Consider the following 23,248-nt stretch of genomic DNA (forward strand, 5'->3'; position numbering starts at 1 on the left):
CCTCGCGCCGCCCTCGTCGCATCACCAGGGCGTGAGGACACCGACCGACGACACCGCGGCCACCCTCGGCGCACCCGGGAGCGGTCGGCAACGGGACCACGCCGACTTCGACGCGTTCTTCGCCGCCACCTGGCCGCGCCTCTACCGCACCACCTACGCGGTGGCCGGGGACGCCGGTCACGCCGAGGACGCGCTGCAGGCGGCCTACGCCCGCGCCTTCTCGCTGTGGGGCAGGGTCAGCCGCACCGACCACCCCGAGGCCTACGTGCGGCGGATGGCGGTCAACGAGGTGCTCGGCGCCCGGCGCCGGCTGTGGTGGCACCGCGAGCGCCCGGTCGGTGAGCCCGACGGGGTCGCGGGGTCCCCGGTCGTCCCGGCCGTCGACGACGTCGTGGTCACCCACGACGCACTGTGGTCGGCGGTCGCCACCTTGGCCCCACGCCAGCGCGCGGTCATCGTGCTGCGCTACTACGAGGGACTCACGGAGCGGGAGATCGCCGACGTGCTCGGGTGCAGCCCCGGCACCGTGAAGTCGCAGGCCTCGGCCGCCCTCACCCATCTGCGCCGCCACGCGGCCACCACCGACGGAGGCCTGACGTGAGCACCCCCCTGACCGAGACCCTGCGCGAGCACCTCGAGGCCGTCGACGTCCCCGCGGCCGACCTCCGTGCGGTGCGCGCCCGCGGGGCACGGCTGCGGCGGCGCCGCGCGGCGGGGAGGGTCGGCGCCGCGGCCCTCGGGGTGGCGGCCGTGGTGGGCCTGGCGAGCAGCGTGGTGGGCCTGCCCGGCGGGCCCGGTGCCGAGACCGCCACCGACCCCGGGGTGCCGGCCCTGGGTGCCCTCGACTACGGCGACGGCCTGCGGGCCTACGCCGACCCGGGTGGCGAGGTGCACCTGGGCGGGCGCGCCTTTCCGGCCGACCGGCTCAGCGGACTGGACACCGACGCCGCGGCCACGCCGGCCGGCATCGTCTACTACGCCGACGGCGTCCCGCTGCTGCTGGGCGAGGACGGGACGTCGCGGCCACTGGAGCCCGACGCCGAGCCGGGCGGGTCGGTGCGCGGGGCGAGGGCCGACTCGGCGCAGCCGTGGGTCGCCTATGGCGCGAACGTCGACGGCGTGGAGACGGTGGTGGTGCGTGACCTGGCCGACGGCCGGGAGGTGGCACGGATCGAGGTGCCTGCAGACACCACGATCGACGCGCTCGACGACGGCCTGGTGGTGTTGCGGACCGACGACGGCACCCGCACCTGGCGGGCGACCACGGGCGAGCTCCTGGAGCTGGCCGGCCCGGGCACGCGGGTCGCCGACCTCCGAGGTGGCGTGCTGCTGGTCGACGGCCCGCCCCCCGACGGACCCGGTGCCGACGGCCTGCGGGTCGTGCGGGGCGCCGTCGACGCCCAGCTCACCTTCGACGGGCGACACGTCCTGTCGTGGTCGAGCACCTTGGAGCCGACCGGTCCGGGCGCTCCCGTCGTCCTCGAGCGCGGCCCCGCCGGGGGCGGCTACGCCTTCTGGGCGTTCGACACCGACGGCTCGGTGCTGGTCGCCGTGCCACGCTCGAGGGGTGGCGCCGACGTCTACGACTGCACGGTGCCCGACGGGTCGTGCACCGAGCTCGCGCCGCTCACCGGCCGCTCGGGCGACCCGGTCTTCGTGGGCGTCGACATGTGAGAGGGACCGGACGTCCGGAGCGGGCCTCCGCGCCGCGTCCAGGACCGCCGCACCGCGGCGCGGCGCCCGGCCGGAAAGGATTCGCCGGGCGTCGGTGGGGCGACCTAGGCTGATTGACGATGTCAACGAGTCTCGGGTCCGCCGCTCACGTCCCCGACCCCGACGTGCCGCCCCCGGCCGACGTCCGGTCGCTGCTGCGCCTGCGTGGCTACCTGCGCCCCCACGCCGTGGCGCTGGCGATCATGCTGGTGACGAGCCTGACGGTGGTGGGGCTGTCGATCGCGATCCCGCTGGTCACCAAGGCGCTGATCGACGGGCCGATCGCCGAGCGCGACGCCGACGCGATCCTGCCGCTGGGGCTGCTGGCGCTGGGGCTGGGCGTGCTGGAGGCGGTGCTGATCTTCTGGCGGCGCTGGGTGCAGTCCAACGCCGTGCTCGGCATCGAGACCGCGATGCGCCACGACCTCTACGCCCGCCTGCAGCAGCTGCCGATGGCGTTCCACGCCCGCTGGGGCTCGGGCCAGCTGCTCTCGCGCGCCACCACCGACCTCTCCGCTATCCGCCGGTTCAGCGGCTTCGGCGTGCTGTTCCTGCTGGTCAACGTGGTGCAGCTGGTCGCCACCACGGTGGTGCTGCTGCAGATGTACTGGCCGCTCGGGCTGGTGGTCGCCACCGCGGCCGCGCCGATCGTGTGGCTGTGCATGCGCTTCGAGAAGGGCTACGTCGTGGTGTCGCGGCGGGTGCAGGACGAGCAGGGCGACCTGGCGACCCGCGCCGAGGAGGGCGCGGTCGGCATCCGCGTGATCAAGTCCTTCGGCCGCAGCGGCCACGTCAGCGCGTCGTACGACGACGCCGCCCGCACCCTGCACGCCACGAGCATGGACAAGGTGCACCTCTCGGCGCGCTTCTTCACCTTCCTGGGGGCCATCCCCAACCTCGCCGTGGCGGTGGTGCTGCTGCTGGGCGCGATCGGCGTGGGCCGCGGGGCGCTGACCCCCGGCGAGCTGGTCGCCTTCATCACCCTGATGCTCTCGCTGGTCTGGCCGATCGCCTCGCTCGGCGTCATCCTCGCGATGGCGCAGGAGGCGATGACCGCCGCCGCCCGCATCCTGGAGATCTTCGACACCGAGCCCGCCATCGTCGGCGGCACCCGCCGCATCGAGCACCCCCGCGGCCACCTGCGCTTCGAGCACGTCGACTTCGCCTTCCCCGACGCCCCCGACGAGCCGGTGCTGCGCGACGTCTGCCTCGACGTCGCCCCCGGGGAGACGGTGGCGCTGGTCGGCGCAACCGGGTCGGGCAAGACCGTGCTGACCGCGCTGGTGCCGCGGCTGTGGGACGTCACCGGGGGCCGGGTCACCCTCGACGGCGTCGACGTGCGCGAGCTCGACCTGGCCCACCTGCGCTCGCTGGTGGCCACCGCCTTCGAGGAGCCCACGCTGTTCTCGATGAGCGCGCGGGAGAACCTCACCCTCGGTCGCGCCGACGCCTCCGACGACGACGTCGCCGAGGCGCTGGAGATCAGCCAGGCCCAGTTCGCGCACGACCTGCCGTGGGGCCTCGACACCCGCATCGGCGAGCAGGGCCACTCGCTCTCGGGCGGCCAGCGCCAGCGCCTGGCGCTGGCGCGCGCCGTGCTGGCCCGCCCGTCCGTGCTGGTGCTCGACGACACGCTCTCCGCGCTCGACGTGCACACCGAGAAGCTGGTGGAGGAGGCGCTGGAGCGGGTGCTCGGCTCCACCACCGGCCTGGTGGTGGCCCACCGCGCCTCCACCGTGCTGCTCGCCGACCGGGTCGCGCTGCTGCAGGACGGCACGATCACCCACGTCGGCGAGCACCGCGAGCTGCTGGCGGGCGTGCCGGCGTACGCCGCGCTGCTCTCCGCCGACGCCGAGCTGGGCGACGCGGTGTCGGCGTGAGCGCGCCCACCGACTGGCGCGGCGCGGCCGAGGTCGACGCCGACGAGGCCGCCGAGCAGATGACCGGCGCCACGGGCGGCTCGCGCCGGCTGCTCGGCGAGCTGCTGCGGCCCTGGAAGCGCGCCATCCAGCTGCTGGTGCTCATCGTCGTCGTCGAGAACGCCGCCCGACTGGCCATCCCCTACCTGGTCAAGGTCGGCATCGACAGCGGCATCCCGCCGATCCGCGAGGACGACGACCTGGGCGTGCTCGGCCTGGTGGTCGGGGCCGTGCTGGTGGCGACCGTGGTGCAGGCGATCACCCGCCACCTGTTCCTGGTGCGCTCGGGGCGCATCGGCCAGGACGTGCTGCTGGAGGTGCGCCGCCGGGTGTTCCGCCACTTCCAGGCGCTCAGCCCGGCCTTCCACGACGGCTACACCTCGGGCCGGGTGATCTCGCGGCAGACCTCCGACGTCGACGCCATCTACGAGATGCTCGAGACCGGCTTCGACGGCCTGGTGACCGCGGCGCTGACGCTGGTCGGCACGGCCGGCATCCTGCTGTTCCTCGACGTCGAGCTGGGCCTGGTGGCGCTGCTGTGCGGCCCGTTCCTGGCGTGGCTGACCAACTGGTTCCGCAAGGCCTCGGCGCGCAGCTACCGCACGACGCGCGAGAAGGTGGCGCTGGTCATCGTGCAGTTCGTGGAGTCGATGGGCGGCATCCGGGCGGTGCAGGCCTTCCGCCGCGAGCAGCGCAACCAGGAGATCTTCGACGACGTCAACGAGCAGTACCGCGCGGCCACGCTGGTGGCGTTCCGCCTCGTCGCGTGGTTCATGCCCGGCATCCGCCTGATCGGCAACGTCACCATCGCGGTGGTGCTGCTCTACGGCGCCCACCTGGCCTACCAGGGCGAGGTGACCGTCGGCGTGCTGGCGGCGTTCCTGCTCTACCTGCGCCAGTTCTTCGAGCCGATGATGGAGATCTCGCAGTTCTACAACACCTTCCAGTCCGCCTCGGCCGCGCTGGACAAGCTGGCCGGCGTGCTGGAGGAGGAGCCCGACGTCGCCGAGCCCACCGACCCGGTGGCCCTCGACACCGCGCGTGGCGAGCTGCGCCTGGAGGGCGTGGAGTTCGCCTACGTCGACGGCCGGCCCGTGCTGCCGGGCCTCGACCTGGTGGTGCCGGCGGGGCAGACCGTCGCGCTGGTCGGCACCACCGGGGCCGGCAAGACCACGCTGGCCAAGCTCGCCACCCGCTTCTACGACCCCACCGCCGGGCGGGTGCTGCTCGACGGCGTCGACCTGCGCGACCTGTCGTCGACCACCCTGCGCGACCACGTCGTGATGGTCACCCAGGAGAACTACCTGTTCTCCGGCACCATCGCCGACAACATCCGCTTCGGGCGCCCCGACGCCACGATGGAGCAGGTCGTCGCCGCCACCACCGCCCTGGGGGCGCACGGCTTCATCTCCGCGATGCCCGACGGCTACGACACCGACGTCGCCAACCAGGGCGGCCGGCTCTCCGCGGGCCAGCGCCAGCTGGTCGCGTTCGCCCGGGCGTTCCTCGCCGACCCCGCGGTGCTGATCCTCGACGAGGCGACGTCGTCGCTCGACGTGCCCTCGGAGCGCCTGGTGCAGCGCGCCCTGCGCACCGTGCTGGCCGGGCGCACCGCGGTGATCATCGCCCACCGCCTCTCGACGGTGGAGATCGCCGACCGGGTGCTGGTGATGGAGCACGGGCGCATCGTCGAGGACGGCGCCCCCGCCGACCTCGTCGCGGCCGGCGGCGACGGGCGCTACTCCGCGCTGCACGACGCGTGGGCCGCGTCGCTGGCCTGATCAGAGCAGCAGGACCGCCGCGGCCACCCCGGCCACCACGATCAGTGCGCGCAGCAGGGTCGGCGGCAGCCGCCGGCCGATGCGAGCGCCGACGTACCCGCCGCCGACCGAGCCCAGCGCGAGCAGGCCGATCACGGCCCAGTCGAGGTCGGCGACGGCGACGAACACGACGGTCGCCACCAGGTTGCCGGCCATCACCGCGAGGGTCTTCAGCGCGTTCAGCACCCGCATGTCCACCTCGAGCCCGAGGCCGAGCACGGCCAGCGCCATCACCCCGGAGCCGGCGCCGAAGTAGCCGCCGTACACGCCGGTGAGGGTGCAGAAGAGCCGGGTGAGCGGCGACATCGTGGTGCGGTGCAGGGGGGTGTCGCCGGTGTGGCGGGCGCGCACCCACGCGGAGAGTCGCGGCTGCACGCCGACCAGCAGGCAGGTCATCAGGATCAGCCACGGCACCACCGCGCCGAACACCTCGGCGGGCAGGGCCAGCAGCAGCACGGCGCCGGCCACCGCGCCCAGCCCGCAGGCCGCGGCCACCGCCCGGGCCAGCGCCGGCTGCTCGCGCAGCTCGGCGCGGTAGCCCACCGAGCCGCTGACCGCGCCCGGCAGCAGGCCCACGGTGTTGGAGGCGTTGGCCACCACCGGCGGCACGCCGAGGGCCACCAGCACCGGGAAGCTGAGCAGCGAGGCCACGCCCACGGTGGAGGTGAGCACGCCGGCCCCGAGCCCGGCCGCGAGCACCGCCAGCTGCTCGAGCGGCGTCACCGCCGGCTCACCGCTGCTCCTCGCGCAGCACCGCGACGTCGCTGACCATCTCCACGTGGGCGTGCATCGCGGCCGAGGCCGCCGCCGGGTCGCCCGCGGCGATCGCGTCGGCGATGGCGCGGTGTCCGGCGAGGGAGTCGCGGGGGCGCCCGGGCTGCGAGAGCGACTCGATGCGCGACTCCCTGACCAGGTCGCTGATCTCGCCCATCAGCCGCGCCAGCAGCAACGAGTGGGCGGCGGCGGTGACCGCGCCGTGGAAGCGCTCGTCGCCCTCCACGCCGCGCCCGCCGGCGTCGATGTCGTCCTCCATCGCCGCCAGGGCGTCGCGGATGCGGGCGAGGTCGTCGTCGGTACGGCGGGCCGCGGCCAGCGCGGCGATCTTGGTCTCCAGGGCGTCGCGGGTCTCGATGATCTCGGGCAGCCGGTCGGCGTGGGCGCGGATGGCGTCGGTGATGCGGGTGGCGCCCGACGCATCGGTCACCACGGTGCCGTCGCCGTGGCGCACGGCCACCACGCCGATCACCTCGAGGGCCACCAGCGCCTGGCTGAGCGTGGCCCGGCTGACGCCGAGGCGTGCGGCCAGCTCGCGCTCGGCGGGCAGCCGGTCGCCGGCGCCCAGGCCGTGCTGCGAGATCCAGCCGGTGATCTGCTCGGCCACCTGCTCGTAGAGGCGGGTGCGGGCCAGCCGGCCGGGCAGGGGGGTCGCGGCCGGGGCGTCGGGGAGGCCCTCCGCCGGGCTGTCGGCGGGGGCGTCGGCGCGGTCGTCGGGCCACCGCGGTGCGTCGGACATGGGGGCAGCCTATTGACGAATGGCACACCGGCCTATTGGCTAGGCCACTGAGCCAGATGTGATTGCGGTCACCAGGGCCGTCGGCTCCAGGAGGAAGGCACAGGAATGGGACCGGAATGGGTAGCGATCATCGCGCTCGTCGCGCTGTTCGTCATCGGCACGGTGCTGCCGATCAACATGGGAGCGCTGGCCTACGTGGCTGCGTGGCTCGTGGGCATGTACGCCCTCGACCTGGAGGAGAAGGAGATCCTCGCCGGCGTCAGCGGTGACCTCATCCTCACCCTGATCGGGGTGACCTACCTCTTCGCGATCGCGCGCAACAACGGCACGGTCGACCTCATCGTGCGCAGCGCGGTGCGGGCCGTGGGCGGACGGGTCGCGCTGATCCCGTGGGTGATGTTCTTCGTGACCGCGCTGCTCACCGCGATCGGCGCCGCCAGCCCGGCGGCCTGCGCGATCATCGGCCCGATCGCCCTCGGCTTCGCCGGGCGCTACCGCATCAGCCCGCTGATGATGGGCATGTTCGTCGTGCACGGCGCCCAGGCCGGCGGCTTCTCGCCGATCAGCATCTACGGCACCATCACCAACTCCGTGATGGAGGACGCCGGCCTGCCCTCCAGCGAGATCGCGGTGTTCCTCTCCAGCCTCGTCGTGAACTTCCTGCTCGCCGTCGTGCTGTTCGTCGTCCTCGGCGGGCGCGAGCTGATGAGCCGGCGCATCGAGCCCGGCGAGACCGACACCCTCGACGACGACCTCCACCGCGGCGGGCGCTCCGTGGCCGCCCGCGGCACCGGCACCACCACCGAGTCGCCCACCCAGGCCGTCGGCGTACGTCGTGACCAGGTGCTGACGCTGGTGGCGTTCGTGGCCGTGGCCGTGATCGCGCTGGTCTTCGACAAGAACATCGGCTTCGTGGCGATCACCGCGGCGGTCATCCTCGCGATGCTCTCGCCCAACGAGCACAAGGACGCCGTCAAGCAGATCGCCTGGCCCACCGTCCTGCTGGTCGCCGGCGTCAGCACGTACGCCGCGATCCTCACCGCCGCCGGGTCCCCGGAGTTCGTCGGCACCTGGGCCGCCGGTCTCGGCGCGGTCGCCATCGGTGCCCTGATCCTCTGCTACGTCGGCGGCGTGGTCTCGGCGTTCGCCTCCTCCACCGCCCTGCTGCCGGTGATCATCCCGATCGCGGTGCCGCTGATCGCCGACGGCGGCGTCAGCGCGGCGCTGTTCGTCGCGGCCCTCGCGGTGAGCTCGACGATCGTCGACGTCAGCCCGTTCAGCACCAACGGCGCGCTGATGCTCGCCAACCGCCCCGACACGATCACCGAGCCGGTGTTCTACAAGCAGATCCTGACCTACAGCGTGATCGTCGTGGCCGTCGGACCGCTCCTGGTCTGGGCCGCGCTCGTGCTGCCCCAGTGGTGAGAGGACCCACCTGATGAGCACCCCAGAGACCCCCACCGGCCCTCCGACCGGCGCGCCGCTGTCCGACGTGCTGGTGGTCGACCTGACCCGCGCGCTGGCCGGGCCCCACGCCACGATGATGCTGGGCGACCTCGGCGCCCGCGTGGTCAAGGTGGAGACCCCGTCGGGTGGCGACGACACCCGCGGCTGGGGCCCGCCGTTCGTCGGCGAGCCCGAGGCGCGGGAGTCGACGTACTTCCTCTCGGCCAACCGCAACAAGGAGTCGATCGCCCTCGACCTCAAGGACGACGCGGAGGGCGGCGACCGCGAGCTGCTGCTGCGCCTCGTCGACCGCGCCGACGTGCTGGTGGAGAACTTCCGCACCGGGGTGCTGGAGCGCCTCGGCCTCGGCATCGCGACCCTGCAGGAGCGCAACCCGCGCCTGGTGGTGCTCTCGATCACCGGCTTCGGCCACGACGGCCCGGAGGGCGGGCGCGCCGGCTACGACCAGATCGCCCAGGGCGAGGCCGGCCTGATGTCGCTGACCGGGTCGGGCCCCGAGGACCCGCAGCGGGTCGGCACCCCCATCGCCGACCTGCTCTCGGGCATGTACGGCGCCTACGGCGTGGTCGCCGCCCTCAACGAGCGCCACCGCACCGGGCGCGGCAGCGTCGTGCGCACCTCGCTGCTGGCCTCGGTGGTCGGGGTGCACGCCTTCCAGGGCACCCGGTGGACCGTGGCCGGCGAGGTGGGCCGCGCGCAGGGCAACCACCACCCGTCGATCTCGCCCTACGGGCTGTTCCGCTGCCGCGACGGCTCGGTGCAGATCGCGCTGGGCAGCGAGGGGCTGTGGAAGCGGTTCTGCGCCGGCTTCGGCCTCGACCCCGACGCCGCCGGGCTCGCCACCAACTCCGAGCGCGTCGCCGTGCGCGAGCGGGTGGTGGAGGTCGTGGAGGGCGTCTTCGCCGACTGGGACGCCGAGCCGCTGCTGGCGCGGCTCGCCGAGGTGGGGGTGCCGGCGGGCAAGGTGCGCAGCCTCGACGAGGTCTACGCCTGGGACCAGACCCGCAGCCAGGGCCTGCTCGTCGACGTCGACCACAGCACCCTCGGCCCGCTCACCCTCCCCGGCCCGCCGCTGCGGTTCTTCGACGGCGACGGCACCGAGGTCACCCGCCGCGACCACACCGCGCCGCCGGTGCTCGACGAGCACGGCGCCGCCCTCCGGGCCTGGCTGGACGCCGACGGGCCGGCTGACGGGGTCGGCGGGGGAGCGGGCGCGTGAGCGAGCGCTGGACGGCACGCGAGCTGCTGGAGCTCGTGCTCGACGACGGCTCCTTCGCGTCGTGGGACGTCGCCGTCGACACCTCCCACCACCCCGCCGACTACCGCGCGGCGCTGGAGCGGGCCGCCGCGAAGGCCGGCACCGACGAGTCGGTGGTCACCGGGCGGGGCCTGATGCGCGGGCGCCCGGTGGCGGTGCTGGCCGGGGAGTTCGGCTTCCTGGCCGGATCGATCGGCACCGCCGCCGCCGACCGCATCACCGCCGCGGTGCGCCGGGCGACCGCCGAGGGGCTGCCGCTGCTCGCGACCACCGCCTCCGGCGGCACGCGGATGCAGGAGGGGACGCCGGCCTTCGTGCGGATGGTGGAGATCTCGCGGGCGATCATGGCCCACCGCGCCGCCGGCCTGCCGTACCTGGTCTACCTGCGCCACCCCACGATGGGCGGCGTCTTCGCGTCGTGGGGCTCGCTGGCCCACGTCACGGTGGCCGAGCCGGGCGCGCTGGTGGGGTTCCTCGGGCCCAAGGTCTACGAGGCGCTGCACGGCGAGCCGTTCCCGGCCGGCGTGCAGACCGCGGAGAACCTGTCGGCGCGCGGGGTCATCGACGCCGTGGTGCCGGCCGAGCAGCTGCCGGCGCTGGTCGACCACGCCCTCGCCGTGCTGGTCGACGCCCCCGACGTCCCGGCGCTGCCGCGCCGCGAGGGCGAGGCGGCGGGCGACGGCTCGGCGTGGGAGTCGATCGGCATCACCCGGGCCCCCGGCCGGGCAGGCGTGCGGGACCTGCTGCGCCACGCCGGCACCCGCACCGTGCGGCTGCGCGGCACCGACGAGGGCGAGCTCGACGCCACCGTGATCGTGGCGCTGACCCGCCTCGACGGGCAGCCGTGCGTGGTCGTCGGCCAGGACCGCACCCGCCAGTCGCCGCAGACGCCGATGGGCCCGGCCGCGCTGCGCGAGGCGCGTCGTGCGATGCGGCTGGCCGAGGAGCTGGGCCTGCCGCTGGTCACCGTCATCGACACCCCCGGTGCGGAGCTGTCGCAGCGCGCCGAGGAGGGCGCCATCGCCGGGGAGATCGCGCGCTGCATCGCCACGATGACCACGATGACCGTGCCGACGGTCTCGGTGGTGCTCGGCCAGGGCTGCGGCGGCGGCGCGCTGGCCCTGCTCGCCGCCCAGCAGGTGGTGGCCGCCGAGCACGCCTGGCTGGCCCCGCTGCCCCCCGAGGGCGCCAGCGCCATCGTGCACGGCGGCGACACCTCCCACGCCGCGTCGATGTCGGAGCAGCAGCAGGTCCGCGCGGTCGACATGCTGCGCGCCGGCACCGTCCACCACGTCGTCCCCGAGCACCCCTCCGACACCCCCCGCGACCTCGCCGTCGCCGTCGCCGCCGAGGTCGCCGTACGCCTCCACGCGGTGACGGAGGGGGTGCGGGTTTCACCAGCCAGCCGGTGAAACCCGCACCTGTCGGCCGTCGCGTGGGTCGACAGGTGCGGGTCCGGGCCGACAGGTACGGCGATCCGCGGCGGCCGCGCGAACCCGGCGTACCGGGACCGGGACCGGGGTCAGCTGGCCTTCTTCGCCGCCGTCTTCCGGGTGGTGGTCTTCTTCGCGGCGGTGTCGGCCGTCTTCGAGGCGGTCTTCTTGGCGGGGGTCTTCTTCGCAGGGGCCTTCTTCGCCGCGGACGTCGACTTCGCCGCGGCCCGCTTGGACGGGGCCTTCCTCGCCGGCGTCGCGTCCGCCGACTCGCTGTCGTCGTCCGCCGACTCGTCCTGGGCGTCGCCAGAGGAGCCCGCCGACCCCGAGGAGCCCGACTCGCCGCGCGCCGTCTTCGCGGCCTCGACCGAGCGCTGCAGCGCGGCCAGCAGGTCGACGACCTCGCCGGAGGACTTGGTGGAGGTGGGGGTGCGCTGGATGTCGCCGCCCTCGATCTTGGCCTTGACCAGCGCCTCGACCGCCCCGGCGTAGTCGTCCTCGAACTCGCTGGCGTCGAAGTCGCCGGCGAGGGTCTCCACCAGCATGGTCGCCATCTTGACCTCGCTGTCCTTGACCTCGCCACTGTCGACGGAGAAGTCGGGGGTGCGCACCTCGTCGGGCCACATCATCGTCTGCAGCACGATCACGTCGTCACGCACCCGCAGCACCGCGATCGTGGTGCGCTGGCGCAGCGCCACGGTCACCACCGCCATCCGGTCGGCGTCGACGAGGGCCTGGCGCAGCAGGGCGTACGGCTTGGCGCCGGTCTTCTCCGGCTCCAGGTAGTAGCTCTTCTCGAACAGCAGCGGGTCGATCTGGTCGCTCGGCACGAACTTCTCCACCGCGATCTCGCGCGACGACGTCGCCGGCAGCTCGGCCATGTCGTCCTCGCTGAGCACGACCATCTCGCCGTCCTCGGTCTCGTAGCCCTTGGCGATGTCGGCGTAGGCCACCTCCTCGCCGTCGATGGCGCACACGCGCTGGTAGCGGATGCGGCCGCCGTCCTTGGCGTGCACCTGGCGGAACGACACGTCGTGCGACTCGGTGGCGGCGTAGAGCTTGACGGGCACGCTGACCAGGCCGAAGGAGACCGCGCCCTTCCAGATGGCTCGCATGTCGGGTCCTGTCGTCCGGGGGCGGGTGGTGCGCGAGGGGTGGCGCGGGGAGGTGGAGCGTGTCGCTGGTGTGACGGGTGTGGTGCCGAGTATTCATCGGCGCGGCCGACTCGGGAAGGATGGACCCATGCTGCCGATGCTCGCCACACCCGGGAAGGTCCTGCCCACGGGCGAGGGCTGGACCCACGAGGTCAAGTGGGACGGCGTGCGCGTGCTCGCCGACACCGCCGGGGGAGCGGTGCGGATGACCAGCCGCAACGACAACGTGGTCACGGTGGCCTGGCCCGAGCTGGCCGGCGACCCGCTCGCGGGGCGTGACCTGCTGGTCGACGGCGAGGTGATCGCGCTGAACGACGCCGGCCTGCCCGACTTCCGCGTGCTGCAGGACCGGATGCACGTGCGCAAGGCCCCGGCCGCCGCCCGCCTGGCCGAGCAGCTGCCGGCCACCTACATGGTCTTCGACCTGCTGCGCCTCGACGGCCGCCCGCTGCTCGACGAGCCGCTCGAGCGGCGCCGGGAGCTGCTGGCGGGGCTGGTCGCCGACGGCCTCGACCCGGCCTGGCAGGTGCCGGCGGCGTACGACGACGGCCAGATGCTGCACGACGCCACCCACGCCCAGGGCCTGGAGGGCATCGTCAGCAAGCGGCGGTCGTCGCCGTACACGCCGGGGGCCCGCAGCCCGCACTGGCTGAAGAAGGCCCACCGCCACCGGCTGTCGTACGTCGTGGGCGGCTGGCGCCCCCAGGAGGGCACCACCGACCGGCTCGGCGCGCTGCTCCTGGGGGAGCCGACGCCCGACGGGCTGCTCTACCGTGGCCGCGTGGGCAGCGGGATCGGCGGCCGGGCCGCGGCGGTGCTCTCCGAGCTGCTCGCGCCGCTGGCGCGCGAGCGCAGCCCGTTCGCCGACGAGGTGCCGCGCATCGACGCCCGCGGGACCCACTGGGTGGAGGCGGTCGTCGTCGTCGACGTGGACACCCACCACACCTCGCGCGCCGAGCGGCTGCGCCAGCCGTCGTACCAGGGCGTGCGCGGCGACCTCTCGCCGGAGGACCTGTGAGCCCGGCCGCGCGCGACGAGGTGCGCGTGGAGGTCGACGGGCGCACGCTGGTGCTGAGCAACCTGGCGAAGGTGCTCTACCCCGCCACCGGCACCACCAAGGGCGAGGTGCTCGACTACTACGCGCGCATCTCGCCGGTGCTGCTGCCCCACCTCGCCGACCGGGCGGTCACCCGCATCCGCTGGCCCCACGGCGTGCAGGGCGGCAGCTTCTACGAGAAGAACGTGCCGCCCGGCACGCCGGCGTGGGTGCGCACCGCCACCGTGTCGACCACGGGCAGCCGCGGGGCGAGCCGCAACGGCGACACGCTGGTCTTCCCCGTCGTCGACGACCTGGCCACCCTCACCTGGCTGGGCAACCTGGCGGCCCTCGAGCTGCACGTGCACCAGTGGACGGTGGGCCGCAACGGCCGCCCCCGCAACGCCGACCGGCTGGTGGTCGACCTCGACCCCGGCGAGGGTGCCGGGCTGCACGAGTGCGCGCAGGTCGCGCTGATGGTGCGCGACGAGCTGGCCGAGCGCGACCTGGCCGTGCGCCCGGTCACCAGCGGCAGCAAGGGCCTGCACCTGTACGCCGACCTCCCCGGCCGGATGCGCCCCGACGACTCCTCGGCGCTGGCCAAGGAGGTCGCGGAGACCCTGCAGAAGCGCCACCCGGCGCTGGTGACCGCCACGATGACCAAGGCCCGCCGCTCGGGCAAGGTGTTCCTCGACTGGTCGCAGAACGCCGGATCGAAGACCACCCTGTCGCCCTACAGCCTGCGCGGGCGCGAGCGTCCCACGGTCGCCACGCCGCTCACCTGGGCCGAGGTCGAGGCCGGCGCCGACGACCCGCTGGGGCTGGATCAGGTGCGTTTCGAGGAGGTCCTCGACCGGGTGGCCGACCTCGGCGACCTGTTCGCGCTCGACGCCGGCTGACCGGCGCCGCGTCCGCGTCCGCGTCCGTGCCGGGAGTGTGGCGTCGGCCACGCGACGACCGACCCTTAGGGTGGTCCCATGCCGCGTGTGCTGGTCGTCGAGGACGAGGAGGACATCGCCTTTCCCCTCGTCCGGACGCTGGAGCGCGAGGGCTACGACGTGGTCTGGGTCGACAGCGGCCAGAAGGCCCTCGACGACCTCTCCACCGGCACCACGCCCGCCGACGTGGTGATCCTCGACCTCGGGCTGCCCGACATGGACGGCCTCGAGGTGTGCCGCCGCGCCCGCGAGGCCGGCTACCTCGGCGCCATCATGATCGTCACCGCCCGCGCCGCCGAGCTCGACCGCGTCGTCGGCCTCGACTACGGCGCCGACGACTACGTCGCCAAGCCGTTCGGTCTCGCCGAGCTGCAGGCGCGGGTGCGGGCGCTGCTGCGCCGTACGTCGGGCCCGCGCGGCGCGGAGGAGAACCCCCTCGGCCTGCGCATCGACGGCGACGCCCGGCGGGTGTACTCGGGCAGCGCGGAGGTGCCGCTCACCGGCAAGGAGTACGACGTGCTGACGATCCTGGCCGCCCAGCGCGACAAGGTGGTCTCCCGCGGCCGGCTGATGGCCGACGTGTGGGACGAGAACTGGTTCGGCTCCACGAAGACCCTCGACGTGACGATCGGCCGGCTGCGCCAGAAGCTGGAGAGCGTCGGCGCGGTCGAGAAGGTCGTCGCGGTGCGCGGCGTGGGCTTCCGCCTCGAGAGCCCGCAGGGGTGAGCGCGGTGGGCGGCGAGCGACCGGTCGAGACCTGGCTGACCGACATGGACGGCGTGCTGGTGCACGAGGAGGTGCCGATCGCCGGCGCCCAGGAGTTCATCGAGCGGCTGAAGAGCTCGGGGCGACGGTTCCTGGTGCTGACCAACAACTCCATCTACACCCCGCGCGACCTGCGCGCCCGCCTGCTCGGCAGCGGCATCGACGTGCCGGAGGACGCGATCTGGACCTCGGCGCTGGCCACCGCCCAGTTCCTCGCCGACCAGCGTCCCGGCGGCACGGCGTACGTCGTCGGCGAGGCCGGGCTCACCACGGCGCTGCACGACATCGGCTACGTGATGACCGACCGCGACCCCGACTACGTCGTGCTGGGCGAGACCCGCACCTACTCGTTCGAGGCGATCACCCGCGCGATCCGCCTCGTCGACGCCGGCGCCCGGTTCATCGCCACCAACCCCGACGTGAGCGGACCCAGCCAGCAGGGCGTGCTGCCGGCCACCGGCTCGGTGGCGGCGCTGATCAGCACCGCCACGGGCCGCCAGCCGTACTTCATCGGCAAGCCCAACCCGCTGATGATGCGCAGCGCGCTCAACCGCATCGACGCCCACTCCGAGACCACCGTGATGGTGGGCGACCGGATGGACACCGACATCATCTCCGGCCTCGAGGCGGGCCTGCGCACCGTGCTGGTCACCACCGGCTCCACCCGGCGCGACCAGGTGGAGACGTTCCCCTACCGGCCCACCCGCGTCGTCGACTCCATCGCCGACCTCGTCGACCTGGTCGGGGAGGGCGTGCAGTCGCCCGGGGCCGAGGCCGCCGAGGCCGACTGAGCCGCTCGGCCTCGTCGGCCCCGTCAGCCCTGCAGGTCAGGGGGCGGTGGCGGCGCTGCGGGGGTCGATGAGCACCTTGGCGTGCCGCTCGGGGTCGCCCAGCGCGGCGAACGCGGCGGCGACGCCGGCGAGGCCGACGGTGCCGGTGACCAGGGCGGAGGCGTCCACCTCGCCCTCGGCGAGCAGGTGCAGGGTGTCGCGGAACTCCAGCGGCGTGTAGCCGAGCACGAAGCGCAGGTCGAGCTCCTTGTTCACCGCCATCGCCGGGCGGAGGGCGTCCTGGCCCATGCAGACGCCCACGACGACCACCCGGGTGGCCAGTGGCGCGCTGGAGACGACGCTCTCGAGCATGCCGGGCACGCCGACGCACTCGAAGACCACGGGGCGCTTCGGGTCGGTGGCGCCGATGTGGTCGGCGGCGCGGTAGACGTGCGACCAGCCGGGCAGGCGGCGCAGCTTGTCCATCGAGTCGACGGCGAGGTCGAGCAGGTCGGGGGCGGTGGTCAGCCACCCGCGGGCGCCGGCGGCCTCCCACGGCGACTCCACGGTCGGGTCCACCACCACGTCGGCGCCGCAGGCGCTCGCCAGGGCGCGGCGCCCGGCCGAGGGGTCGCTGGCGACGACCGTCTGCACGCCGCGGGCGCGCAGGTGGGCGATCACGGCGAGCCCGACCGGGCCGCAGCCGAGCACGACCGCCACGTCGCGCTTGCCCACCTCGCTGCGGTTGACCGCGTGCAGCGCCACCGCCATCGGCTCGGTGAGCACCGCGACGTCGGGCGCGAGGCCGTTCGGCACGGGGAACGTCATGGACGCCTCCACCAGCACCCGCTCGGCGTACCCGCCGGGCGCCAGCGGCGACAGCCCCGTCAGGTGCACCCCGCCGCGGGCGCGCACCAGCGGGAACGACACCACGTGGGTGCCGGGACGCAGCTCCCGGCCGCCGGCGCCGCGAGCCTGCTCGACGACCTCGCCGCAGAACTCGTGGCCCAGCACGACGGTGGTGTCGGAGCGCATGAAGTCGGTGTAGTCGAGCTCCTCCATCACCTCGTTGAGCTCGTCGGCGTGGTCCTTCGCGTGCAGGTCGGAACCGCAGATGCCGCAGCGCAGGACGTCCAGCACCAGCTGACCGCGGGCCGGGCGCGGGTCGGGCACGTCGGCCACCTGCAGGTGACCGCCCGCGCAGGTCACGGCCCTCACCGGGCGCTCCGGGCGGTGGGTGCAGCCGTCAGGCGGGCCGGGGGCGGCGTGGCGGGGGAGTCGGGGCGCATGGGGTGAGCATGCCCCGTGTCGGGGTCGGGCGCTGCGGGACCGGTCAGCGGCGCACGACGGCGAGCACGGCCCGGGCGACGGCCGGGGCGAGGTCGTCGGTGGCGAGCGGGCGCGCCGACAGGCGGTCCTCGTCGAAGAGCGCCTGGGTGGCGCCGAGGGAGAACAGCAGCCGCCACGCCGCCTCGGCGCACGCGGGGGTGGTCGCGAAGCGGGCCTCGAGCCAGCCGGTGACGGCGGCCGCCAGACGGTGGGTGGCGGCGGTGCCGGGTGGTCCGAGGCGCGGATCGGTGCGGCCCTCGACGACCAGCGTGCGCAGGGTGGCGCGCTCGTCGGCGAAGATCCGCAGCGCGGCCCGGGCCAGCAGGTCGAGCGCCGCAGCGTCGTCGGGCTCCTTGTCGGCCTCGGCGAAGGCGGCCGCGGTCTGCTCCTCGAGCCGGGTGAGCGCCCGGGCCTGGGCCGCGACGAGCAGTCCGGTGCGGTCGCCGAAGCGGTGGTAGAGGGCGCCGTTCGAGGTGCCGGCCGCGCGGGCCACCGCAGCCACCGTCACGACGGCCGGGCCACCGGCGGCGAGCAGGTCGAGGGTGGCGGTGAGCATGCGGTCGGCCGACGACTCGCTGCGCGACTGCAGGGGGGTCCTCACCCGCACACCGTAGCGAGAACAGAGCGGTTGCTCTAGTTTGGCTCGCATGAGGTCCTTCTCCTGGCGCGGGCAGCGGTTCGGCGGCGTCCCGCGCGACCACTGGCAGCGCGCGGCCGCCGCGCTCGACCCCGAGGTCGACCACGTCGAGATCTACCGGATGCTGGCGGTCTACGAGTTCCCGTGGGACCTCAACCAGGCCCTGTCCTTCGCGCTGTTCCGCACCTACGCCGTGCCGGGCATCGGTCGCCTCCTGGACGCCACCGGTGCGTTCACCACCGCCACCCAGCGTCGCTACGACGACACCGCGCTGCTGCTGGAGGTGCCGTTGCTGAAGGGGTTCGCCGACCCCGAGGCCCGCACCGCGCTGCGGCGCGTCAACCAGATGCACCGCGCCTACGACATCCCCGACCACGAGATGGCCTACGTGCTGTCGACCTTCGTGGTGGTGCCGAAGCGGTGGCTCGACGACTACGGCAAGCGACCGTTCACCGACGGTGAGCTGCGCGCGTCGGTGAACTACTACCGCGAGCTCGGCCGCCACCTCGGCGTCCGTGACGTGCCCGACGACTACGCCGGCTTCGCGCGGCTGATGGACGACTACGAGGCCGCGCACTTCGGGCCCGACCCCGGTGGGCGCCGGGTCGCCGACGCCACGACGGCGCTGGTGCAGACCTTCTACCCGCGCCCGGCGGCAGCGGCCGTCGAGGTGTTCTCCCGGGCGTTGATGGACCCGCCCCTGCGCGAGGCGTTCGGGTACGCCGCGCCGCCGGCCCCCGTGGTGGCCGCCTCCCGCGCGGCCCTGCGGGCCCGCGGCCGGCTGCTGCGCCGCTTCCCGGCCCGCACCACCGCCCGTACGGCCAACGACCTGCCCTGGGTGCGCAGCCACCCCGACGGCGTCGACGTCGCCACGCTCGGCACGTGGCCGGTGCCGGGGGTTGGCGGGTGCCCGGTGCGGCACGGGTGAGCACGGTACGGGCCGGGCCCGGTGCGGGGACTGGGAGACAGGGTCTCGGCGTGGTCAACGGAGGGGCACACGTGTGCCCCTCCGTGGAGCAGCGATCCGACCGGTCCTGAGGTCAGCCGGCGGCGGGCACGTAGTCGGTGGAGTCGCCGCTGACGACCACGTAGAAGCGCTTGCGGTCCGCAGCCGTGGTGACCGAGCCGTCGCTGAGGCGCGGGCTGACCACGAGGTGCTGGGCGTCGTCGGTGCCCGACGGGGCGCAGACGACGACGCCGGCGATCCCGCACCGGGTGGCGGTGATCTCGCCGGAGAACTCGGGGTTGTTGTCGGCGCCGAGCGCCCGGCCGTTGCGGACGGTGTCGCCGTTCTGGTCCACCTGGTTCTGCAGCGCGATGGTGGCCACCACGGCGTTGTCGGAGAGGTCCTCGCCGGCGTCGACGTAGACGTTGCCGACGGCGCCGGCGGGAGTGAGGGGGTCGGCGTCGTAGCGCGACACCACGGTGAACCCGCCCGACTGCGCCTCGATCGCGCCCGTCGCGTCGACCAGCAGCCACCGGCCGGTACCGGCCGGGCCCGCCGGGCCCGCCGGGCCCTCGGGACCTACCGGACCCGGCTCGCTCTGGGCGCCGCCGCCCACCAGCGCACCGTCGCGGAAGTCGCGGGCGCGCAGGGTGCCGTCGCGCACGTCGGCCGAGCGCACCGTGTCGTTGCGCAGGTCGCGGCTGCGCAGCGAGTCGTCGACGACGTCGCCCGAGCTGATCATGGCGGCGGCGTACGACGTGCCGCCGCTCGCGGCGACGAGGGCGAGGGCGGAGACGGCGAGCCACGGGCTGGGACGGCTCGGGCGGGGGACGGAGGGGAGACGCATGGGTGGCCCTTCGGCTGCGGGGGAGGTGGAGCACGCCCGGTGGCGTCCGGCGCAGCCTACGAGCGCGCTGCCACTCCTGATCTGCGATCGACGAAGACCGTCCCGCTGACCCGTCATCTCGACGATCGAGCAGCACCCGCCCCGTTCGTCGGTCGAGCAGGGCCCGCTAGGGCTCGTATCAGACCCCCTCCGCCCCTCGGACCACACCAGCACCAACTCGCCGCGAAACAGGTTCTCCACAGTTTGAAGTCGACCGGTCGCGGCAACGCTGCCCGCTACGTAGCGTGAGCTGCGGGCGGCATCGGGGCCGCCCCACGCGACGACTCCACTCGGGACGGAGGCCGCATGGCGATCACGGCCGATGCGCGCGGCGACCTGGTCGACCAGCTCGACCTGCGGGTGCGCGAGGTGGTGCGGCGCGAGGGTGTCGACCCCCAGCGCGACGCCCCGGTGGTGCGTCGCATCGCCGAGGGCGTCGTCCGCGCCCACGACGAGCGCAGCCTGACCGGGATGGTCGCCCCGGTCGCCGACATCGACGCCGTGGTCGGGGAGCTGGTGGCCCGGGTCTCGGGCTTCGGTCCGCTGCAGGCGTTCCTCGACGACCCCTCGGTGGAGGAGGTGTGGATCAACGACCCGACGCGGGTGTTCGTGGCCCGCAACGGCCGCCACGAGCTGACCAACCTGATGCTGACCACCGCCCAGGTGACCGAGCTGGTGGAGCGGATGCTGAAGTCCAGCGGACGCCGGATCGACGTCAGCAGCCCGTTCGTCGACGCGATGCTGCCCGAGGGTCACCGCCTCCACGTCGTGCTGGAGGGCATCTCGCGAGGGTTCACCGCGGTCAACATCCGCAAGTTCGTGCTCCGCGCGGCTCGGCTCTCCGACCTCGTCGAGCTCGGCAGCCTCACGCCCCGCGCCGCGGCGTTCCTCGAGGCGTCGGTCCGCGCAGGGCTCAACATCCTCGTCGCCGGCGGCACGCAGGCGGGCAAGACCACGATGCTCAACTGCCTGGCCGCGGCCATCCCCGGCGGTGACCGCGTGGTCTCCGCCGAGGAGGTGTACGAGCTGCGCTTCCCCCACCCCGACTGGGTGCCGCTCCAGACACGGCAGTCGGGGCTGGAGGGCACCGGCCAGATCAGGCTGCGCGACCTGGTGAAGGAGAGCCTGCGGATGCGGCCCAGCCGCATCATCGTCGGCGAGGTGCGCGCCGAGGAGTGCCTCGACCTGCTGCTGGCGCTGAACGCGGGCCTGCCCGGCATGTGCACCATCCACGCCAACAGCGCCCGCGAGGCGCTGGTGAAGATGTGCCTGCTGCCGCTGCTCGCGGGGGAGAACATCGCGGCGCGCTTCGTCGTGCCGACGGTGGCCTCGTCGGTCGACCTCGTGGTCCACCTCGGCGTCGACGGCCGGGGGACACGCCGCGTCAACGAGATCGTCGGGGTGCCGGGGCGCGTCGAAAGCGACGTGATCGAGACCGAGCCGGTGTTCACCCGCAGCGGCGGCGAGCTGCGCCGCGGGCACGGCTCGGCGCCGCGGCCCGAGCTGTTCGAGCGGGCCGGGATCGACGTGCACCACATCCTGTCCGCCGACGACCCGCTGCGCAGGCCCTGATGGGCGCGCTGGTCGGCCTGGGCGTCGGTGTCGGGCTGATGCTGATCTGGTCGGCGTTCACCCTGCCCCGCACCACCGCCGGCCCCAGCGAACGGCGTCCCGGGCGCGTCGAGGTCCTGCTGGCGCGGGCCGGCCTCGCCGACGTCGCGGTCACCGGCTTCGTGCTGCTCTGCGTGGCGGTGGGATCGGTGTCGGCGGTGGTGGTGCAGGTGGCGTCGCGCACCCCACCGGTCGCGGTCGCCTTCGGCGTGATGGGCGCCTACCTGCCGCTGGCGGTCGTGTCGGGGAGGGCCCGGCGGCGGCAGGCGGAGTTCGCCGAGGTATGGCCCGAGGCCGTCGACAACCTCGCCTCCGCGGTGCGCGCCGGGCTGTCGCTGCCCGACGCGCTGGCCAATCTCGCCGTGCGCGGCCCGGAGCCGCTGCGCGAGGCGTTCGCCCAGTTCGCCCTCGACTACCAGGTCACCGGACGCTTCGGCGAGTGCCTCGACCGGCTGAAGGTCCGGCTGGCCGACCCCGTCGGCGACCGCGTCGTCGAGGGGCTGCGGGTGGCTCGCGAGGTGGGCGGCGGCCAGCTCGGTCGGCTGCTGCGCAACCTGTCGGGCTACCTGCGCGACGACGCCCGCACCCGCTCCGAGCTGCAGTCGCGCCAGGCGTGGACCGTCAACGGCGCGCGCCTCGCGGTGGCCGCGCCCTGGCTGGTGCTGCTGCTGATGTCGTTCCAGACCGACGTCATCCGCCGCTACGCCTCGCCCGCCGGCGTCGTCGTGCTGGTCATCGGCGCGGTCACCTGCGTGGTGGCCTACCGGCTGATGATGCGCATCGGCCGGCTGCCCACCGAGCGGCGGATCCTGTCGTGACCCCGACGACGTGGGGCGCCGTGCTCGCGGCCGTCCTCGCCTCCGGGCTGCTGCTGGTCGCGGCCCGCGTGCAGGCCGTGCGCCGACCGCGGCTCGGGCCGCGGGTGCTGCCGTACGTGCGCGACCTGCCGCAGGCCGGCCGCAGCGTCGGGCTCGGCCCGGTGGCGCCGACGTCGGCGCCCGGCTCCGTGGTCGCCCGGGTGTTCGGGCCGACCGTGCGCTCGTTGGCCGACACCGTCGAGCGGGTCCTCGGCGGCGCCACCTCGGTGCGCCGCCGCCTCGAGCGCGCCGGTCTCGACCGCACCGTCCACGAGCTCCGCATCGAGCAGGTGCAGTGGGGGCTGGCCGCGTTCGGTGTGGCCGCCGCGTGGGGTCTGCTGCAGGCGCTGTCCGACCCGACCGGGGTCGCCCGCTCCGCAGTCGTCTGCGTCATCGCGTTCGTGCTCGGCGTGCTCGCCCGGGACAACCACCTGTCCAGCCAGGTGCGCCGGCGCGAGCGACAGGTGCTCGCGGAGTTCCCGACCGTCGCGGAGCTGCTCGCGCTGGCCGTCGCCGCCGGCGAGAGCCCTGTGGGCGCCCTCGACCGGGTGGTCGCCCGCAGCGGGGGAGCGTTGTCGGAGGACCTCGGCCGGGTGCTGGCCGACGTCCGCACCGGCGAGCCCGTCGGTGCGGCCTTCGACCGGCTCGCCGCGAGCAGCGGGCTGCCGCTGGTGTCGCGCTTCGCCCAGGGCATCGCGGTGGCCGTGGAGCGCGGCACGCCGCTGGCCGACGTCCTGCACGCCCAGGCCGCCGACGTCCGCGAGGCCGGGCGCCGCGAGCTGATCGAGTCGGCCGCGCGGCGCGAGGTGCTGATGATGGTGCCCGTCGTGTTCCTGGTGCTCCCCGTGACCGTCCTGTTCGCCTTCTGGCCCGGGGTCGTCGGCCTCAGCCTGGTGGCCCCCTGATCGACGCCCCACCTGCTCCACCCTCTCGGAAAGGAACCACGATGCCCCCGCTGTCCCTCCTGCTGACCCGGCTCTGTGCCGTCCTCCTCGCTCGGGCCCGCGTCCCTGCAGGTCACCGCGTGCACGGCGACCGCGGCGACGTGCCCGGCTGGGTGCTGGTGACGGTGATGACCGCCGGCCTGGTGGTCGCGCTGTCGGCCGTCGCCCAGGACCAGCTGACCGCCCTGCTGCGAGACGCGCTGAACTCGGTGAAGTAGCCGTGAGCGCGGCGCGGTGGGATCGACGCGCTCG

General features: G+C 74.4%; 22 protein-coding genes. 16 read left to right on the forward strand and 6 right to left on the reverse strand.

What is annotated here, in order from left to right; translation table 11 throughout:
• The first annotated feature begins 31 nt into the window (after window positions 1-31).
• The 4 genes from AC4OR8_RS07515 to AC4OR8_RS07530 all read left to right on the forward strand — a co-directional run bounded on the left by AC4OR8_RS07515 (window position 32) and on the right by AC4OR8_RS07530 (window position 5,413).
• Complete coding sequence (locus AC4OR8_RS07515; protein ID WP_492164917.1) at window positions 32-601, forward strand: SigE family RNA polymerase sigma factor; 570 nt, start codon at window positions 32-34, stop codon at window positions 599-601.
• Entirely contained in the window at window positions 598-1,674 is a 1,077-nt protein-coding gene (locus tag AC4OR8_RS07520) for a hypothetical protein (RefSeq protein WP_492164918.1), read from the forward strand. Before AC4OR8_RS07515 ends, AC4OR8_RS07520 begins: the two co-directional genes overlap by 4 nt.
• A 119-nt stretch (window positions 1,675-1,793) precedes the next feature.
• On the forward strand, window positions 1,794-3,593 hold the full coding sequence (locus AC4OR8_RS07525) for an ABC transporter ATP-binding protein (protein ID WP_492164919.1): 1,800 nt from the start codon (window positions 1,794-1,796) through the stop codon (window positions 3,591-3,593).
• Window positions 3,590-5,413 (forward strand): ABC transporter ATP-binding protein, encoded by a 1,824-nt coding sequence (locus AC4OR8_RS07530; RefSeq protein WP_492164920.1) that lies wholly within the window; start codon window positions 3,590-3,592, stop codon window positions 5,411-5,413. The genes AC4OR8_RS07525 and AC4OR8_RS07530 overlap by 4 nt, the downstream gene beginning before the upstream one ends.
• Here AC4OR8_RS07530 and AC4OR8_RS07535 read toward each other — a convergent pair whose 3' ends face one another.
• Both AC4OR8_RS07535 and AC4OR8_RS07540 read right to left on the reverse strand, forming a co-directional pair.
• Complete coding sequence (locus tag AC4OR8_RS07535) at window positions 5,414-6,175, reverse strand: sulfite exporter TauE/SafE family protein (RefSeq protein ID WP_492164921.1); 762 nt, start codon at window positions 6,173-6,175, stop codon at window positions 5,414-5,416. It abuts the gene before it with no gap.
• 7 nt (window positions 6,176-6,182) lie between these two features.
• The gene (locus AC4OR8_RS07540) at window positions 6,183-6,965 is read right to left on the reverse strand and encodes a FadR/GntR family transcriptional regulator (RefSeq protein WP_492164922.1); all 783 of its coding nucleotides are present in this window, start codon (window positions 6,963-6,965) and stop codon (window positions 6,183-6,185) included.
• Window positions 6,966-7,070: 105 nt separating this feature from the next.
• On the opposite strand from AC4OR8_RS07540, the gene AC4OR8_RS07545 reads away from it, so the two are divergent.
• The 3 genes from AC4OR8_RS07545 to AC4OR8_RS07555 are packed head-to-tail and all read left to right on the forward strand — an operon-like array spanning window position 7,071 to window position 11,102.
• Window positions 7,071-8,390 carry an SLC13 family permease gene (locus AC4OR8_RS07545; RefSeq protein WP_492164923.1) on the forward strand — a complete coding sequence of 440 codons (1,320 nt, stop codon included), beginning with the start codon at window positions 7,071-7,073 and terminating at the stop codon, window positions 8,388-8,390.
• Between the two features lie 13 nt (window positions 8,391-8,403).
• Entirely contained in the window at window positions 8,404-9,651 is a 1,248-nt protein-coding gene (locus tag AC4OR8_RS07550; RefSeq protein WP_492164924.1) for a CaiB/BaiF CoA transferase family protein, read from the forward strand.
• Window positions 9,648-11,102: a carboxyl transferase domain-containing protein gene (locus AC4OR8_RS07555; protein ID WP_492164925.1), complete on the forward strand. Its 1,455-nt coding sequence runs from the start codon at window positions 9,648-9,650 to the stop codon at window positions 11,100-11,102. Before AC4OR8_RS07550 ends, AC4OR8_RS07555 begins: the two co-directional genes overlap by 4 nt.
• 110 nt (window positions 11,103-11,212) lie before the next feature.
• Here AC4OR8_RS07555 and ku read toward each other — a convergent pair whose 3' ends face one another.
• Window positions 11,213-12,238, reverse strand: coding sequence for a non-homologous end joining protein Ku (gene ku / locus AC4OR8_RS07560; RefSeq protein WP_492164926.1), 1,026 nt, complete (start codon window positions 12,236-12,238; stop codon window positions 11,213-11,215).
• 127 nt (window positions 12,239-12,365) lie between these two features.
• Between ku and ligD (AC4OR8_RS07565) the strand changes: the two genes are divergently transcribed.
• From ligD (AC4OR8_RS07565) to AC4OR8_RS07580, 4 genes are all read left to right on the forward strand, one after another.
• Window positions 12,366-13,295, forward strand: coding sequence for a non-homologous end-joining DNA ligase (gene ligD / locus AC4OR8_RS07565; RefSeq protein WP_492164927.1), 930 nt, complete (start codon window positions 12,366-12,368; stop codon window positions 13,293-13,295).
• Window positions 13,292-14,212, forward strand: a complete 921-nt coding sequence (ligD, locus tag AC4OR8_RS07570; protein WP_492164928.1) for a non-homologous end-joining DNA ligase — start codon at window positions 13,292-13,294, stop codon at window positions 14,210-14,212. Before ligD (AC4OR8_RS07565) ends, ligD (AC4OR8_RS07570) begins: the two co-directional genes overlap by 4 nt.
• Before the next feature lie 78 nt (window positions 14,213-14,290).
• On the forward strand, window positions 14,291-14,977 hold the full coding sequence (locus tag AC4OR8_RS07575) for a response regulator transcription factor (protein WP_492164929.1): 687 nt from the start codon (window positions 14,291-14,293) through the stop codon (window positions 14,975-14,977).
• Window positions 14,978-15,021: 44 nt separating this feature from the next.
• Window positions 15,022-15,807 (forward strand): HAD-IIA family hydrolase, encoded by a 786-nt coding sequence (locus tag AC4OR8_RS07580; protein ID WP_492165314.1) that lies wholly within the window; start codon window positions 15,022-15,024, stop codon window positions 15,805-15,807.
• Window positions 15,808-15,843: 36 nt separating this feature from the next.
• On the opposite strand, the gene AC4OR8_RS07585 is transcribed toward AC4OR8_RS07580, so the two are convergent.
• On the reverse strand, window positions 15,844-17,004 hold the full coding sequence (locus tag AC4OR8_RS07585) for an alcohol dehydrogenase catalytic domain-containing protein (protein ID WP_492164930.1): 1,161 nt from the start codon (window positions 17,002-17,004) through the stop codon (window positions 15,844-15,846).
• A gap of 115 nt (window positions 17,005-17,119) precedes the next feature.
• A complete protein-coding gene (locus AC4OR8_RS07590; RefSeq protein ID WP_492164931.1) occupies window positions 17,120-17,716 on the reverse strand; it encodes a TetR/AcrR family transcriptional regulator in 597 nt (198 codons plus the stop codon).
• A gap of 46 nt (window positions 17,717-17,762) precedes the next feature.
• Between AC4OR8_RS07590 and AC4OR8_RS07595 the strand changes: the two genes are divergently transcribed.
• Window positions 17,763-18,680, forward strand: a complete 918-nt coding sequence (locus tag AC4OR8_RS07595; protein ID WP_492164932.1) for an oxygenase MpaB family protein — start codon at window positions 17,763-17,765, stop codon at window positions 18,678-18,680.
• A gap of 112 nt (window positions 18,681-18,792) precedes the next feature.
• Here AC4OR8_RS07595 and AC4OR8_RS07600 read toward each other — a convergent pair whose 3' ends face one another.
• Window positions 18,793-19,545: a hypothetical protein gene (locus AC4OR8_RS07600; protein ID WP_492164933.1), complete on the reverse strand. Its 753-nt coding sequence runs from the start codon at window positions 19,543-19,545 to the stop codon at window positions 18,793-18,795.
• A 345-nt stretch (window positions 19,546-19,890) separates the two neighbouring features.
• On the opposite strand from AC4OR8_RS07600, the gene AC4OR8_RS07605 reads away from it, so the two are divergent.
• From AC4OR8_RS07605 to AC4OR8_RS07620, 4 genes are read left to right on the forward strand one after another with little or no spacing between them, the layout of a single operon-like run.
• Window positions 19,891-21,156 carry a TadA family conjugal transfer-associated ATPase gene (locus AC4OR8_RS07605; RefSeq protein ID WP_492164934.1) on the forward strand — a complete coding sequence of 422 codons (1,266 nt, stop codon included), beginning with the start codon at window positions 19,891-19,893 and terminating at the stop codon, window positions 21,154-21,156.
• On the forward strand, window positions 21,156-22,013 hold the full coding sequence (locus AC4OR8_RS07610) for a type II secretion system F family protein (protein WP_492164935.1): 858 nt from the start codon (window positions 21,156-21,158) through the stop codon (window positions 22,011-22,013). The genes AC4OR8_RS07605 and AC4OR8_RS07610 overlap by 1 nt, the downstream gene beginning before the upstream one ends.
• Window positions 22,010-22,957, forward strand: a complete 948-nt coding sequence (locus AC4OR8_RS07615; protein ID WP_492164936.1) for a type II secretion system F family protein — start codon at window positions 22,010-22,012, stop codon at window positions 22,955-22,957. Before AC4OR8_RS07610 ends, AC4OR8_RS07615 begins: the two co-directional genes overlap by 4 nt.
• Before the next feature lie 41 nt (window positions 22,958-22,998).
• Complete coding sequence (locus AC4OR8_RS07620) at window positions 22,999-23,214, forward strand: hypothetical protein (RefSeq protein WP_492164937.1); 216 nt, start codon at window positions 22,999-23,001, stop codon at window positions 23,212-23,214.
• Window positions 23,215-23,248: the final 34 nt, after the last annotated feature.

This window comes from Nocardioides sp. FY1077, from assembly GCF_058681775.1.